Here is a 14,377-nt window from a genome sequence, read left to right on the forward strand (position 1 = left end):
GGAGCGCCGCACGGGCATGGGGTCACGTGGTCATGCGGTTCGCGTCACTCGGCCACGTGGTCATGCGGCCACGTGGTCGTGCGGTCATGTGTCACTCGGCCACGCGGGCGATCAGCAGGCCGTCGTAGCCCTTCGTGCCGACGGTCTGGACGGCGGTCGCGTCCAGCCGGGGCTCGCGGGCGATCAGGTCGAACATCTCGCGGGTGCCGGTGATCGCCGGGTCGTCGGGGTGCGGGGTGGCGACCTTGCCGCCACGCACGACGTTGTCGACGATGATCAGGGAGCCGGGGCGGGTGAGCTTCAGGGCCCAGGCGACGTAGTGCGGGTTGTTGACCTTGTCGGCGTCGATGAAGACGAGGTCGAACGGGCCCGCGCCCTCCGCCTCCAGCTTCGGCAGGGTGTCCAGGGCCGCGCCGGTGCGGACCTCGGCGATCGTGTCGAGGCCGGCGCGGGCGAGGTTGGCGCGGGCCACGTCCGCGTGGGCGGCGGAGTACTCAAGGGTGATCAGCCGGCCGTCGGCGGGCAGCGCGCGGGCCAGCCAGATGGTGCTGTAGCCGCCGAGGGTGCCGATCTCCAGGATGCTGCGGGCGCCCTGGGTGGCGGCGAGGAGATGGAGCAGCTTGCCCTGGTTGGGCGCCACGGCGATGGGCGGAAGCCCGGCCTCCTCGGATGCGGTGAGGGCGGCGGTGAGGGCGTCGTCCGCGGGGGCGAGGAGGTCGGTGACGTACGTGTCGACGGTGTTCCAGCGGTCCTGATCGTTCTCGTATGCGGTGCTCATGCCGCCGAACGTACACCGGGCCGGGCCGGTACCGGTGTACGTTTTCCGACCGCCACGGGGGAGTCGGGAGCGGCGCGCGGGATACGGGTCAACCCGCCCTGACCTGGAGCTCCTTGATGCCGTTGAGCCAGGACGCGCGCAGCCGGCGCGGCTCGCCGGCCAGGGTGAGGTCGGGGAGTTCGTCGGCGAGGGCCTCGAAGACGAGGTCGATCTCCTTGACCGCGAGGGACTTGCCGAGGCAGAAGTGCGGTCCGCCGCCGCCGAATCCGAGGTGGGGGTTGGGGTCCCGGGTGATGTCGAAGAGTTCGGGGCGGTCGAAGACCTCGGGGTCGTTGTTGGCGGACGAGTAGAAGATGCCGACCCGGTCGCCCTGCCGGATGTGCTGCCCGCCGAGTTCGGTGTCCTGGGTGGCGGTGCGCTGGAAGGCGGTCACCGGGGTGGCCCAGCGCACGATCTCCTCGGCGGCGGTGGCCGGCCGTTCCCGCTTGTACCGCTCCCACTGGTCGGGATGGGTGAGGAAGGCGTGCATGCCGTGGCTGATGGCGTTGCGCGTGGTCTCGTTGCCCGCGACGGCGAGCAGCAGCACGAAGAAGCCGAACTCGTCGGAGGACAGGTTCCCTTGGCCCTCGGCCGCGACGAGCTGGCTGACGATGTCCTCGGCCGGACACTTCTTGCGGTCGGCGGCCAGGTTCATCGCGTAGCCGATGAGTTCCATGGCGGCCTCGGCGCCGATCTCCTCGGTGATGGCGTACTCGGGGTCGTCGTACGCGACCATCTTGTTCGACCAGTCGAAGATCCGGGCCCGGTCCTCCTGCGGTACGCCGATGAGTTCGGCGATGGCCTGGAGCGGCAGTTCGACGGCGACCCGGGTGACGAAGTCGAAGGTGCCGCCCGGTCCCGCGTCCGCCGCCGCTGCCTTGGCCTCGGCGACGATCGCGCGCGCCCGGGAGCGCAGCGCGGACTCCAGGCCGCGGATGGCGCGCGGGGTGAAGCCGCGCTGCACGATCTGACGGACCCGGCTGTGCTCGGGCGGGTCCATGTTGAGCATGATCAGCTTCTGGACCTCGATCTGGTCGGGGCTGATGTGCTCGTTGAAGCGGATGACGGCGGTGTTGGTCCGGGACGAGAACAACTCCGGGTGTGTGGAGACGTACTTGACGTCGGCGTGCCGGGTGACGGCCCAGTAGCCCTCGTCGGCGAAGCCGGTGACCCCGGCCGGCTGGGCGCACCACCAGACGGGCGCGGTCTGCCGCAGCCGGGCGAACTCCGGGTGCGGGATGCGGGCGTGGAGCAGATCGGGGTCGGTGGCGTCGAACCCTTCGGGGAGGCGGGGGCAGCGCATCGGCACACACTCCAGATATCTGATGGTCCATCAGAAGTTGCCGGGAAAGGTAGTGAGGGGTCCGGTAAGAGGCAAGGCGTACGCCGGGAAGTATTGCGTTCCGGACCCTTGCCTACCGGCGGTAACCCCCATAAGACTGCACTCGTAACTAGAACGCGTACTAGTTCTGCGTGAAGTTGCACATCCTCCGCACATTTCTGCGCGGACCTGCCCGGTCGTGCGTGTTCTCGTGCCAAGTACGCGGTGAAGCAGGCGCAGTTCGCGCGCCGCGTATGCCTCGCGCGCCCCGCGCGCCCCGCGTGCGGTCCGTACAGCCCGTGCGGTGCACGCAGCTCGTACAGCCCGTACAGCCCGCACAGCTCACGCAGTTCGTGAAGCTCCTGAAGCTCACGCAGTACCTGAAGCTCACGCAGTCCGTGCAGTTCCACGTGACCGTCGACCGGTGGGGTGCCGGGAACACCCGCACCGGGCGAGGAGAGGACCAGCTCATGGCCGCGGAACCCGTCATCGTCGAAGCCGTACGCACCCCCATCGGCAAACGCCACGGCGCACTCGCCCACCTCCACCCCGCCTACCTCCTCGGCGAGACCTACCGCGAACTCCTCGGCCGCACCGGCATCCCCGCCGACTGCGTCGAGCAGATCGTCGGCGGCACCGTCACCCACGCCGGCGAACAGTCCATGAACCCCTCCCGGACCGCCTGGCTCGCCATGGGCCTGCCGTACGAGACCGCCGCCACCACCGTCGACTGCCAGTGCGGCTCCTCGCAGCAGGCCGCCCACATGGTGGCCAACATGGTCGCCGCCGGCGTCGTCGACATCGGGATCTCCTGCGGGGTCGAGGCCATGTCCCGGGTCCCGCTCGGCGCCGGCTCCAAGCACGGGCCGGGCAAGCCGTTCCCCGACGAGTGGAACGTCGACCTGCCCAACCAGTTCGAGGCCGCCGAGCGCATCGCCCGCCGCCGAGGTCTCACCCGCGAGCGGGTCGACGCCTTCGGGCTGCTCTCACAGGAGCGCGCCGCCGCCGCGTGGGCCGAGGAGCGCTTCAAGCGGGAGACCTTCGCCGTCCAGGTCCCCACCACCGAGGAGGAGCAGCACGCAGGCCAGGGCATGTGGCGGCTGGTCGACCGGGACGAGGGGCTGCGCGACACCAGCCTGGAGGCGCTGGCCGGGCTCAAGCCGGTGCTGCCCACCGCCGTGCACACCGCCGGCACCGCCTCGCAGATCTCGGACGGCGCCGCCGCCCTGATGTGGGCCTCCAAGCGGATGGCCCGCGCGCTCAAACTGCGGCCCCGCGCGCGGATCGTCGCCCAGGCCCTGGTCGGCGCCGACCCGCACTACCACCTCGACGGGCCCGTCGACGCGACCCGCGCGGTCCTCGGCAAGGCGGGCATGTCCCTGACCGACATCGACCTCGTGGAGATCAACGAGGCGTTCGCGGCGGTGGTGCTGAGCTGGGCGGACGTATTCGGGCAGGACCTGGAGAAGGTGAACGTCAACGGCGGCGCCATCGCCCTCGGCCACCCCGTCGGCGCCACCGGGGCCCGGCTGATCACCACGGCCCTGCACGAGCTGGAGCGGCGGGACGGGGAATTCGCGCTGATCACGATGTGCGCGGGCGGTGCGCTCGCGACCGGCACCATCATCCAGCGGCTGTCGTAGACGTACGTACGTATATATAGGCGCACGTACGCATATAGGGGTGCGGGTGCGCGCATACGCACCCGGACACACGGAAACGACGCAGGCCCCGCCCCTCCGAAGGTGGAGGGCGCGGGGCCTTGCGACGTCAGGGTGCCGCTAGCGCGGCGAGGCTACGACCGAGGCTGCCGGTGGGGCGGCTCAGTACCAGCCGTGCGACTGCCAGAAGTTCCAGGCGTCGTTCGGGGAGCCGTAGCGCTCGTTCATGTAGTTGAGACCCCACTTGATCTGGGTGGCGGGGTTCGTCTTCCAGTCGGAGCCGGCCGAGGCCATCTTCGAGGCCGGCAGGGCCTGGACCAGGCCGTAGGCGCCGCTGGAGGAGTTGGTGGCGGTGTGGTTCCAGCCGGACTCGTGCTCGACGATCTTGCTGAAGGACGCGTACTGATTCGACGGCACGATCTGGCGGGCGATCTCCTGCGGGGTGCTGGCCGAAGCCGTACCCGTCGTGCCGAGCACCGCGCCGGAAGCGGCGACCAGAACCGCGGCGGAGGCGGCGAAGGTCTTCTTGCGGGCAGAGACACGGGTGGTGATCGAGCGGATCAAAACGTCATACCTAACGTCGGGGACAAAGGGCGCGCCGGGCGATTTCGACAAGCCGGAACCAGAGCCCGGGGAATCCGGGATCCGGGGGGAATCCGGTCTGCCTGCCCCGGTGACGAGCACCGGCTGCCTGGCGACGTCCACCAGATAAGCAAACCCGGCGGGGGGCTTGCAACGCCCCCCGGTACGAGCCCCGATCGGAGACCGCCGCCCACCGCCCCCACCCCCGCCCCGGATATTTCCGCAGGTCGCGAGGGTCTGGGAGGGGCGGCAGGCGGGGTGCCCGGGCCTACTACCCGGCTTCGGAAGTGATCTGGGCCCTATGAGGGGCCTCACCCGCCGGGGCCTTTTCGGGACCCCCGAAAGTGACCTGGGCCTCGAAGTTCGCGCGCCGCGTGGCCCGCCGGAGTGCCCGTAGAAGCGCCCCGCCGGTGGTGAGCGTGAGGACCACGGTGAGCAGCGCCCGGCCCAGGTCCCAGCCGAGCGAGGTGGCGGCCACGTACGCCAGGAACCGCACCAGGTTGTCCCCGAGCGGCTCCCCGGGCTGGAAGGAGATGCCCTCGCCCATGCCCTGGCCGGTGCCGGCGACCGTCACCCAGCCGTAGAGATTGGTGACCGTGCCGTACGCGAACGCCGCCGCGAAGCCGTACGCCGCCAGCATCACCCGCTCCCCCCGGCCCCGGAGCCGCTGTGGGGCGGGCAGCAGCCCGGCGCCCATCGAGAACCAGCCCATGGCCAGCATCTGCGTCGGCAGCCACGGCCCCACCCCGCCCGTGAGCAGGGCCGACGCGAACATCGTGACCGCGCCGAGCACGAAACCGAAGCCCGGTCCGAGCACCCGGCCGCTCAGCACCATCAGGAAGAACATCGGCTCCAGACCGGCCGTCCCGGCCCCGATCGGCCGCAGCGCCGCCCCCACGGCGGCGAGCACCCCCAGCATCGCCACCGCCTTGGCGTCCATGCCGCAGTCGGCGATCGTCGCGACGACGACGGCGATGAGCAGGGGCAGCAGCAGTGCGAAGAACCAGGGGGCGTCGGCGGCGTGGTCGGTGAGAGCCGAGCCCTTGTCCGCGAAGAGCGGCCAGCCGACCGCGATCAGCCCGACCACGGAGACGAGGACGAGCGCGGCGACGGAGCGGGGGCCCAGCCGGATGGGACGGGAGGAGGCGGTGGCGCGGGTGGTGGCGGTGGCGCGGGCGCGCGCCCGGGTCGCGGGTGCGGGCTCCGGCTCTGGTGCCGTGGGGATGGCCGTCACCTCAGCGCCTCCGCGACCTGCTCGACCGTGAGCCACGGCTCCGGCGCCAGGATCTTCGCGACCTGGGGCGAGAAGGCCGGGGACGACACCACGACCTCCGCCGTCGGCCCGTCCGCGACCACCTCGCCGCCCGCGACGATCACCACCCGGTCCGCCAGCTCCGCCGCCAGCTCCACGTCGTGCGTCGCCAGGACGATCGCGTGCCCCTCGGCCGCCAGTGCCCGCAGATGGGTCACGAGCCGGGCCTTGGCCGCGTAGTCCAGGCCGCGGGTCGGCTCGTCGAGCAGCAGCAGCGGCGGGCGGGCGGTCAGGACGACGGAGAGCGCGAGCGCGAGCCGCTGGCCCTCCGAGAGGTCCCGTGGATGGGTCGAGTCCGCCACCCCCGGCAGCAGCTCGGACACCAGCGCCCGGCAGCTGCCGGGCGCCGCGCCCGCGTCCTCGTCGGCCGCCGCGCACTCGGCCGCGACCGTGTCGGCGTACAGCAGATCCCGTGGTTCCTGCGGGACGAGACCGACCTGCCGGATCAGCGCGCCCGGATCCGTCGTGTGCGGGACGAGGCCCGCGACGCGGACCTCCCCGGAGGTCGGGGCGATCATGCCGACGAGGGTGCCGAGCAGGGTGGACTTGCCCGCCCCGTTGCGGCCCATGAGCGCGACCGTCTGCCCGGCCCGGACCTCCAGGTCCACCCGGCGCAGCGCCTCGACCCGGCCGCGGCGGACGGCGAGCCGTTCGATGGAGACGAGCGGGGCGGCGGGATCGGCGGCGGCAGGGCCGGTACGGGGACGGCGCCGCCCGAAGAGGGAGAAGCCGCCGGTCCGCGCCGGAACGGGAGAGGGGAGAGGGGAGAGCAGAGGAGGGGAAACCGGGCCGGAGGAGGAAACCGGGTCGGAAGCGGAAACCGGGCCGGAGGAGGAAACCGGGGCGGAGGGGGAAACCGGGGCGGAGGGGGAAAGCGGGGCGGGTGTACGGCCGGGTATACGGCCCGGTGCGGGCGTACGGCCGGCCAGCCGGGCCCGCAGGGGCGCCGCGCGGCGGCGGGCGTCACGGACGGTGAGCGGCAGCGGGTCCCAGCCGACGGCGCGCCCGAGCGACACCACCGGCGGATGCACCGGCGACAGCGCCATGATGTCCGCGGGCGGACCCATGGTCGCCTCGGGGAGCAGCAGCACCTGGTCCGCGTACTGCACGACCCGTTCGAGCCGGTGCTCCGCCATCAGGACCGTCGTGCCCAGGTCGTGCACCAGCCGCTGGAGTACGGCGAGGACGTCCTCGGCCGCCGACGGGTCGAGGGCCGACGTCGGCTCGTCGAGCACAAGCACCTTGGGGTGCGGGGTCAGCACCGAACCGATCGCGACCCGCTGCTGCTGCCCGCCCGACAGGGTGGCGATCGGCCGGTCGCGCAGCTCGGCGAGACCCAGCAGATCGAGCGTCTCCTCGACCCGCCGCCGCATCACGGCGGGCGCGAGGCCGAGCGACTCCATCCCGTACGCCAGCTCGTCCTCGACGATGTCGGTGACGAAGTGGGAGAGCGGATCCTGACCCACCGTGCCCACCAGATCGGCCAGCTCGCGCGGCGGATGCGTCCGGGTGTCCCGGCCGCCGACGGTGACCCGGCCCTGGAGCGTGCCGCCGGTGAAGTGCGGGACGAGGCCCGACACCGCGCCGAGCAGTGTCGACTTGCCGACCCCGGACGGGCCGACGAGCAGCACCAGCTCGCCCTCGGGCACGGTCAGGTCGACGTCCTTCAGCGTGGGCTCGGCCTCGCCGTCGTACGTCACCGAGACGTTCTCGAAACAGATCATCGCGACGATTCCTCCGATCCCTCTGCCGCCTCGGCCGCTGCGGCGGGCGTGGCTGCCTTGGCCGTCCGGACTGTTCCGGCTGTTCCTGCTGTTCCGGTCGCCTTGGCCGTCCTGGCTGTCCTGGCTGTCCTGGCCGGCTTCGAGCCGGTACGTGTCTGCCGCCCCGAAGGCTCCACCGGTCCCTGCGGCCCCTGTGCCCCCTGCGACCTCTGTGCCCCCTGCGACCCCCGGGGCCCCACCGGCCCCTCGGTCGCCGTCGGTCCCTTCGGCACCGGCGCCACGAACGCGGGCACCAGCCCCACCAGGACGGCCAGCGCCGGCCACAGCGGCAGCCCGGGCGCCTCCAGTGGTACGACCCCGGGGCGCAGCGCCTCCGGCATCACCGACGCCGCCGTGATCATCGCGGTCGCCACGGCGGCCCCCGACCCCGCCACCAGCCAGGCCCGGACGCCCCACCGGTCCGGCCGGTACCGGGAGCGGGTCGCCCGCCGTCCGCCGAGCCGCAGCCCGGCGACGGCCGCGCCGAGCCCGGCGACGAGCAGCGGCAGCCCGTACCCGGCGCCCTGCGCGGCGAGCAGTCCGTACGAACCTGCGCACACCCCGAGCAGGCCGCCGAGGGTGAGGACGGCGGTGGTCCGCCGGACCGCGCGCGGGACATGGGCCGTACGGCCGTAGCCGCGCGCGTCCATCGACGCCGCCACCGCGACCGACCGTTCCAGCGCGCCCTCCAGGACCGGCAGCCCGATCTGGGCCAGGGCCCGCAGTCCGCCGGTCGGGCGGCCGCGCAGCCGGCGGGCGGTGCGCAGCCGGGAGACGTCGGCGACCAGGTTCGGCGCGAACGTCATGGCCACGACGACCGCCACGCCCACCTCGTACAGTGCGCCGGGCAGCGACTTCAGCAGCCGCGCCGGGTTGGCGAGCGCGTTCGCCGCGCCCACACAGATCAGCAGGGTGGCCAGCTTCAACCCTTCGTACAGGGCGAACACCAGCTGCTCGCCGGTGACCCGGCCGCCGATCCGGATGCCCTGCACCCAGTCGGGCAGCGGCAGCTCGGGCAGCGTGAACAGCTCCACCGACCCCGGGATCGGCGTGCCGAGGAGCAGCGAGAAGAGCACTCGCAGCGCCACCACGAACAGGCCGAGCTTCACGAACGCGCCGTACGAACGGGCCCAGGGCGCGTCCGTACGGCGGGCCGCGACGACATAGCCCGCGACCCCCACGAGCAGGCCGAGCAGCAGCGGATTGGTGGTGCGGGAGGCGGCCACGGCCAGGCCGAGCGCCCAGAGCCACCAGGCTCCGGGGTGCACGGCGTTGGAACGGTTCGCCTCGGGGGCGCGCAGCGGGGTCATCTCGGAGTCATCCCAGAGTCGGGGGCGTCTCGGTCGTTCCAGGGTCGGGGTCGTCCCGGAGCCGGGCCGTCCCGGGTGGGGCGGGGACGGCCCGCCCGGAGGCGGGGAGGTCTCGGGGCCGGTCTCGGGGGCGCGTCGGGGGCGCTCCCGAGACCGATCCGGATCAGTCGCGCCGGCGGCGCGCCTGCCAGACGCCGGCGGCGCCGAGCGCGAGCACGGCGGCCCCGCCCGCGACGACACCGACGGACGGGCCGCCGGAGGAACCGCCGTCACCGGCCGCCGAGGAGCCCGCGGACTCCCCGGCCTTCACCGTCTTCTCCGTATCCACCGTCACCTGCTCGCCGCAGCCCTTCGCCGGGTACCCGGCGATGCCGCACAGCATGGCGTTCGCGTCGTACCGCAGCGGCTTCGCGACCTCGGCCAGCGCCTCCGCCGCCGAGGCGTCCTCGCGGAGCACGGGACAGCCGACCCGGACCCGTGAGCCGGGCGGCTGCTCGCCGGCCGGGGCGTCCTGGCCGGTGCCGAAGTCGATCACGACCGCGACCCGCTTGGCGCCCGCCTTCTCCGCCACGCCCGAGCAGATCGCCCGGAAGTCGGGGGCGGTGGAGGGCTTCGCGGCGGCGGCGGAGTTCGCGCTGACGGCGAAACGGAAGCCGACGGAGTCGCCGTCGGCGGGCCGGGAGGTCGCGGGCCCCTGGGTGGCGAAGTCCCAGCCCTTCTCGCCCGACTCCCAAAAGGCCCAGTAGCGGTAGCCGGCGGCCTGGGCGGGCGCGGCGACGGCGATGGCCGAAACGAGGGCGAGGAGGCCCGCGGCGAGCACGGTGAGCACGGTGCGGGCCGCTCCCGCGAGGGTCGAACCCGTACGGGTCGTTCCGGCCTTGGCCACTCCGGCGCGAGTCCTACCCGCCCCGGCTGTTCCCGCCCCGGCCGTTCCGGCGCGGGTCACTTCTTGCGACCGCTCAGGAGGAAGCCGACGCCGACACCGACGACCGTGCCGATGCCGATGATCCACCACACGTTGAAGCCGCCCTCGTCGTCGGCGCCGGTGGACGCCTCCGAGTTGTCGGGGGCCTTCGGGGCCGGGCCGGTGGCGTTCAGTGCCTTGATCAGATCGAGGGTGCCGAAGCTGCGCGGGTCGGTGTCCATGGCGTGCGCGGCGAACACGAGCTGCGCGTACGCGCCCGGGCCACCGGTCTTCGCCCAGTCCTCGGCGTTCTTCTCCAGCCACGCCAGCGCGCCGGTGGCCTCCTTCTTCGCCCCGGCGGCGGCCAGCGCGACGACCGCGTCGGCGGTGTTGCCGTAGTCCGGCAGCTCGGCGGCGTCGGTGGCGCCCGGCATCGGCGGCAGATTCAGATGGCCGGTCTTCGCGAGCTGCGCGGCGAGGTGGGCGGCGCCGTTGGCGGCGGCCCGGTCGGGCGTCGGCGGGGTCGTGTCCGCGCAGGTCGGGGACTGCTGCGGCGCGGAGCCGCGCGCGGTCAGGCCCTTGCCGAGGCCGGCCACGGTGGCGGCGGCGGTCGCGTCGTCGTTCGCGACGAGCGTGCCCTTCTTGTCCGGCTGGTACGCGAAGGCGCCGGCGCCGCCGTCCTTGACCGACTCGCCCGTGCAGGGCAGGGCGAAGGTGACCAGGGCGTCGTACGGCGTCTTGCCGTCGGCCGACTTCGTCATCCCGGGCCGGACCTTCGCGGCGGCGAGCGCGCCGATGACGAGGGAGGTCGAGTTGGCGTCGCTGGGGCTCGCCGGACCGCCTGCGGCGGCGGGGTTGTAGGCCCAGCCGCCGTCGGCGTTCTGCGTGCTCTTCAGCCAGGCGACGCCCGCGTCGGCGGCCTTGGTGGTCTTGTCCGGGTCGGCGGACTGCCGCGCCACGGCGACGAGCGCCTGCACGGCGGCGGCGGTGGCGTTGGAGTCCCGCATCGTCTTCGCGTCACAGGGCCGGGCCGCCGGGTCGGGGCGGAACGAGGCGAAGGCGCCGTCCGCGCACTGCTGGCCGAGCAGCCACTCCACCGCCTGGTCGGCGGGCTGGATACCGGAGGTGCGCTGGGCCAGGAAGGCCAGCGACTGGCGCCAGACACCGTCGTAGGTCGGGTCGCTCTCGCCGTACAGACCGGCCGGGACCGTGACCGGGGAAGGCGTCGGCGACGGTGCGGCGGCGGCCACCCCGGCGGCGGTGGTGCTGAGCACGGCACCGGCCGCGAGTGCGGCGGCGGCGCGGCGAACGCTGATCATGGGTCCCTCTCCTCGTGTGCCGGGACACCGGCACACGAGGGCCAGCGCCCGGCCCGTATTCCTCGACGATGCCGGCGCTCACGTCCCGTACAGGGCAATCCGACTCGCCGCCCGATGGGCGGCTCACGGCTGCGGGTCAGTGCCGGACTTCCACCGGCTTCCCCCTGTTCGGGCATGACGACAGCCGCCGAGTCTACCGGCCGGGCATCGTGCCGCCAGGGCGTCTTGGGTCACATGTGGCGGGTGTGGCCGGATCGGGCGCCGGAGATCGCCGGGGGCGGCGGCGGTTCCGGTGGCGGTTCCGGGGTCGGATTCCAGGGGCGGGAGCACCGGGTACGGCGGGCCCTGGGCGTACGGCGGGCCCTGGGCGTACGGCGGGCCTTGGGCGTACGGGAGGGGCAGGGCGTACAGGGGGCCGGGCCGTACGGCGGGACTCGGCGCATCCGGGCGTACGGCGGGCCTCCGGCGGCGGCCCCCCTTGCCCGGTGTCAGCCCCCCCCGTGCCCGGCGCCACCCCACCCCCTTCGTGCCGGCGGCTACACCGCCACGTACGCGACAGGCTCCGTACCGGCCACCGGCTCCGCGCGGCCGAGCCTCACCAGGCGGCGGAGGTGGGCCTGGGCCTCGCTGACGGCGATGGAACGCGAACCGTGCGGGATCCGGCCCCAGGGGCGGTTCCACTCCATGCGCTCGGCGAGCTGCCAGGGGGTGAGCGGGGTGGCGAGGAGGGCGAGCAGGCCGGCCAGCCGTTCCTCGTGGTGGGCGAGAAGGGCGCGGACGCGGCCGGCCGCGTCGGTGAAGGCGTGCTGATGGGCGGGAAGCACCTCGGCCACGCCGAGCCGGCCGACGCGTGCGAGGGAGTCGAGATAGTCGCCGAGCGGGTCGCCGCCGGTCGTACCGTCCGCCGTTGTGGCCCCCGCCTCGTCCGGGTCCTCGTACAGCCCGATGTGCGGGCTGATCCCGGGCAGCAGGTGATCGCCGGAGAACAGCCGACCGTGGCCGGGCAGCCCGGCGGGGTGGTCCTCCTCCAGGTGCAGACAGACATGGCCGGGGGTGTGGCCGGGCGTCCACACGGCGCGCAGCCGTCGTCCCGGCAGGGCGAGGAGTTCGCCGGGGACGATCTCGCGGTCGGGCAGCGCGGCGCGCTCCCCGGGCAGGGTCCGGGTCCGCTCCCCGGTGGCCCGCCCGGCCCGCCCGGCCTGCTCGGCCTGGGAGGACCGGCCGGCTTGGGAGGACTGGCCCGCCCGGACCGCCCGGCCCGTCCGTCCGGTCAGTGCGGCGCGCAGCGGGGCGAGATGTTCCTCGGGCGCTCCGGCGGCGGTCAGTTTGCGGTCGAGATAGCCGAGCCAACTCCCGGGCGGGGACTCGCGGGTGCGGCGGACGACGGCGATGTCGGCGGCGTGCATGGCGATCCATGCGCCGGACTCCTCCCGCACCCGGCCGGACAGGCCGTGGTGGTCGGGATGGTGGTGGGTGACGACGACCCCGTGGACGTCGGCAACTCCGATCCCCAACTCCGCCAACCCGGATGTGAGTTCGGCCCACGAGGCGGGATCGTCCCAGCCGGTGTCGATCAGTACGGGGCCGCGGTCGGTGTCGAGGACGTGGACGAGGGTGTGGCCGAGCGGATTGTCCGGGATGGGCACCCGCAGGGACCACACACCGCCCCCGTGTTCGGTCACCGCGCCGGCCGGGCCGGACGCCGCCGTCTGCGTCATGGGCGTTCTCGCCTCCGCTCGCCATCTCCGCCTGCCGGTATGGCCGTTGCTCATCATAACGAGAACTGGTATCAGTTCTGAAACATCGTCAGATTCGTTCGAACGGGGTTCGACCGGGACGGTCCGCGTGTCCGGCCGGCCGGGGCCGTCGGACGCGCGCGGGTTCCCGGGAGGCGGTCGGTCGTGACCGAGGTTGTGGAGCACGGAGAACTGTTCATCGGCGGCGCGTGGACCGCGCCGCTCGGCGACGGCGTCATCGAGGTGATCTCCCCGCACACCGAGGGGGTCATCGGCCGTGTCCCGCACGCCTCCCCGGCCGACGTCGACCGCGCCGTCGCCGCCGCCCGCCGGGCCTTCGACGAAGGGCCCTGGCCGAGGATGAGCCTGGAGGAACGGATCGCGGTGATCGGCCGGATCAAGGACGCCCTCCTGGTCCGCCACGAGGAGATCGCCCGCGTCGTCAGCGCGCAGAACGGCTCGCCGTACTCCTGGTCGGTCCTCGCCCAGGCGCTGGGCGCGATGATGGTCTGGGACTCGGCGATCAAGGTCGCGCGGGAGTACGTGTACGAGGAGCCGCGCGCCGGCGCCCTCGGCCCGCTGCTCGTGCGGCGTGAACCGGTCGGCGTGGTCGCGGCCGTCGTCCCGTGGAACGTCCCGCAGTTCACCGCCGCCGCCAAACTGGCGCCCGCGCTGCTCGCCGGCTGCACCGCGATCCTCAAACCGGCGCCGGAGTCGCCGCTCGACGCGTATCTGCTCGCCGGGATCGCCGCCGAGGCCGGGCTGCCGGAGGGTGTCCTGTCGATCCTTCCCGCCGGCCGGGAGGTCGGCGAGTACCTGGTGGGGCACCCCGGCGTCGACAAGGTCTCCTTCACCGGTTCGGTCGCCGCCGGCAAGCGCGTCATGGAGGTCGCCGCCCGCCATCTCACCCGGGTCACCCTCGAACTCGGCGGCAAGTCCGCCGCCGTCGTCCTGCCGGACGCCGACGTGGCCACCGCCGTCGCCGGTATCGCGCCCGCTGCCTGGATGAACAACGGCCAGGCCTGCGTCGCCCAGACCCGCGTCCTCGCCCCCCGCTCCCGCTACGAGGAGATCGCCGAGGCCCTCGCGGCCGAGGCCGGCGCCCTCGTCGTCGGCGACCCCCTCGACCCGGCCACCCAGGTCGGCCCGCTCGTCGCGCGCCGCCAGCGGGAACGCTCCCTCGACTACATCGCCCACGGCCAGTCCGAAGGCGCCAAGATCCTGGCCGGCGGCGGCCGTCCGGCGGGCCTGGAACGGGGCTGGTACGTCGAACCGACCCTCTTCGGCGATGTCGACAACTCCATGCGGATCGCCCGCGAGGAGATCTTCGGCCCGGTCGTCTGTCTCATCCCGTACGGGGACGAGGCCGAGGCCCTGCGGATCGCCGACGACTCCGACTACGGCCTCAGCGGCAGCGTGTGGACCGGCGACATCGAGCACGGCATCGACTTCGCCCGCAAGGTCCGCACCGGCACCTTCAACGTCAACACCTTCAGCCTCGACATGCTCGGCCCCTTCGGCGGATACAAGAACTCCGGCCTGGGCCGCGAGTTCGGCCCCGAGGGCCTGTCCGCCTACCTGGAGCACAAGATGATCCATCTGCCCGCCGGTTACCAGGCCCCGGGGAGTGGTGCCTGATGGGCGACCGTATC

Annotated in this window: 11 protein-coding genes and 1 riboswitch; of the genes, 2 read left to right on the forward strand and 9 right to left on the reverse strand. The window is 73.5% G+C overall.

Going from position 1 to position 14,377, the window contains the following annotated elements; genetic code table 11:
* Positions 1-91 precede the first annotated feature (91 nt).
* A complete protein-coding gene (locus ABZ990_RS23450; RefSeq protein WP_361234804.1) occupies positions 92-778 on the reverse strand; it encodes an O-methyltransferase in 687 nt (228 codons plus the stop codon).
* A gap of 88 nt (positions 779-866) precedes the next feature.
* On the reverse strand, positions 867-2,120 hold the full coding sequence (locus ABZ990_RS23455) for a cytochrome P450 (protein WP_361234807.1): 1,254 nt from the start codon (positions 2,118-2,120) through the stop codon (positions 867-869).
* Between the two features lie 488 nt (positions 2,121-2,608).
* On the opposite strand from ABZ990_RS23455, the gene ABZ990_RS23460 reads away from it, so the two are divergent.
* The gene (locus tag ABZ990_RS23460) at positions 2,609-3,781 is read left to right on the forward strand and encodes a steroid 3-ketoacyl-CoA thiolase (protein ID WP_361234866.1); all 1,173 of its coding nucleotides are present in this window, start codon (positions 2,609-2,611) and stop codon (positions 3,779-3,781) included.
* Between the two features lie 180 nt (positions 3,782-3,961).
* Here the strand turns inward: ABZ990_RS23460 and ABZ990_RS23465 are convergent, their stop codons facing one another.
* The 7 genes from ABZ990_RS23465 to ABZ990_RS23495 form a co-directional block, all read right to left on the reverse strand.
* Entirely contained in the window at positions 3,962-4,363 is a 402-nt protein-coding gene (locus tag ABZ990_RS23465) for a transglycosylase SLT domain-containing protein (protein ID WP_361234810.1), read from the reverse strand.
* Between the two features lie 289 nt (positions 4,364-4,652).
* Entirely contained in the window at positions 4,653-5,513 is an 861-nt protein-coding gene (locus ABZ990_RS23470) for an ECF transporter S component (RefSeq protein WP_361234869.1), read from the reverse strand.
* A 98-nt stretch (positions 5,514-5,611) separates the two neighbouring features.
* Positions 5,612-7,417, reverse strand: a complete 1,806-nt coding sequence (locus tag ABZ990_RS23475; protein WP_361234813.1) for an ATP-binding cassette domain-containing protein — start codon at positions 7,415-7,417, stop codon at positions 5,612-5,614.
* Complete coding sequence (locus ABZ990_RS23480) at positions 7,414-8,766, reverse strand: CbiQ family ECF transporter T component (RefSeq protein ID WP_361234816.1); 1,353 nt, start codon at positions 8,764-8,766, stop codon at positions 7,414-7,416. The genes ABZ990_RS23475 and ABZ990_RS23480 overlap by 4 nt, the downstream gene beginning before the upstream one ends.
* Positions 8,767-8,929: 163 nt before the next feature.
* Positions 8,930-9,586, reverse strand: a complete 657-nt coding sequence (locus ABZ990_RS23485) for an SCO2322 family protein (protein ID WP_361234872.1) — start codon at positions 9,584-9,586, stop codon at positions 8,930-8,932.
* Between the two features lie 122 nt (positions 9,587-9,708).
* Complete coding sequence (locus ABZ990_RS23490; protein WP_361234875.1) at positions 9,709-10,986, reverse strand: prenyltransferase/squalene oxidase repeat-containing protein; 1,278 nt, start codon at positions 10,984-10,986, stop codon at positions 9,709-9,711.
* Between the two features lie 95 nt (positions 10,987-11,081).
* Positions 11,082-11,155: riboswitch (cobalamin riboswitch) on the reverse strand.
* A gap of 370 nt (positions 11,156-11,525) precedes the next feature.
* Entirely contained in the window at positions 11,526-12,707 is a 1,182-nt protein-coding gene (locus ABZ990_RS23495; protein ID WP_361234819.1) for an MBL fold metallo-hydrolase, read from the reverse strand.
* Between the two features lie 183 nt (positions 12,708-12,890).
* Between ABZ990_RS23495 and ABZ990_RS23500 the strand changes: the two genes are divergently transcribed.
* Positions 12,891-14,363 carry an aldehyde dehydrogenase gene (locus tag ABZ990_RS23500; RefSeq protein ID WP_361234822.1) on the forward strand — a complete coding sequence of 491 codons (1,473 nt, stop codon included), beginning with the start codon at positions 12,891-12,893 and terminating at the stop codon, positions 14,361-14,363.
* Positions 14,364-14,377 lie beyond the last annotated feature (14 nt).

It is taken from the genome of Streptomyces sp. NPDC046203 (assembly GCF_040646255.1).
GTDB lineage: Bacteria > Actinomycetota > Actinomycetes > Streptomycetales > Streptomycetaceae > Streptomyces.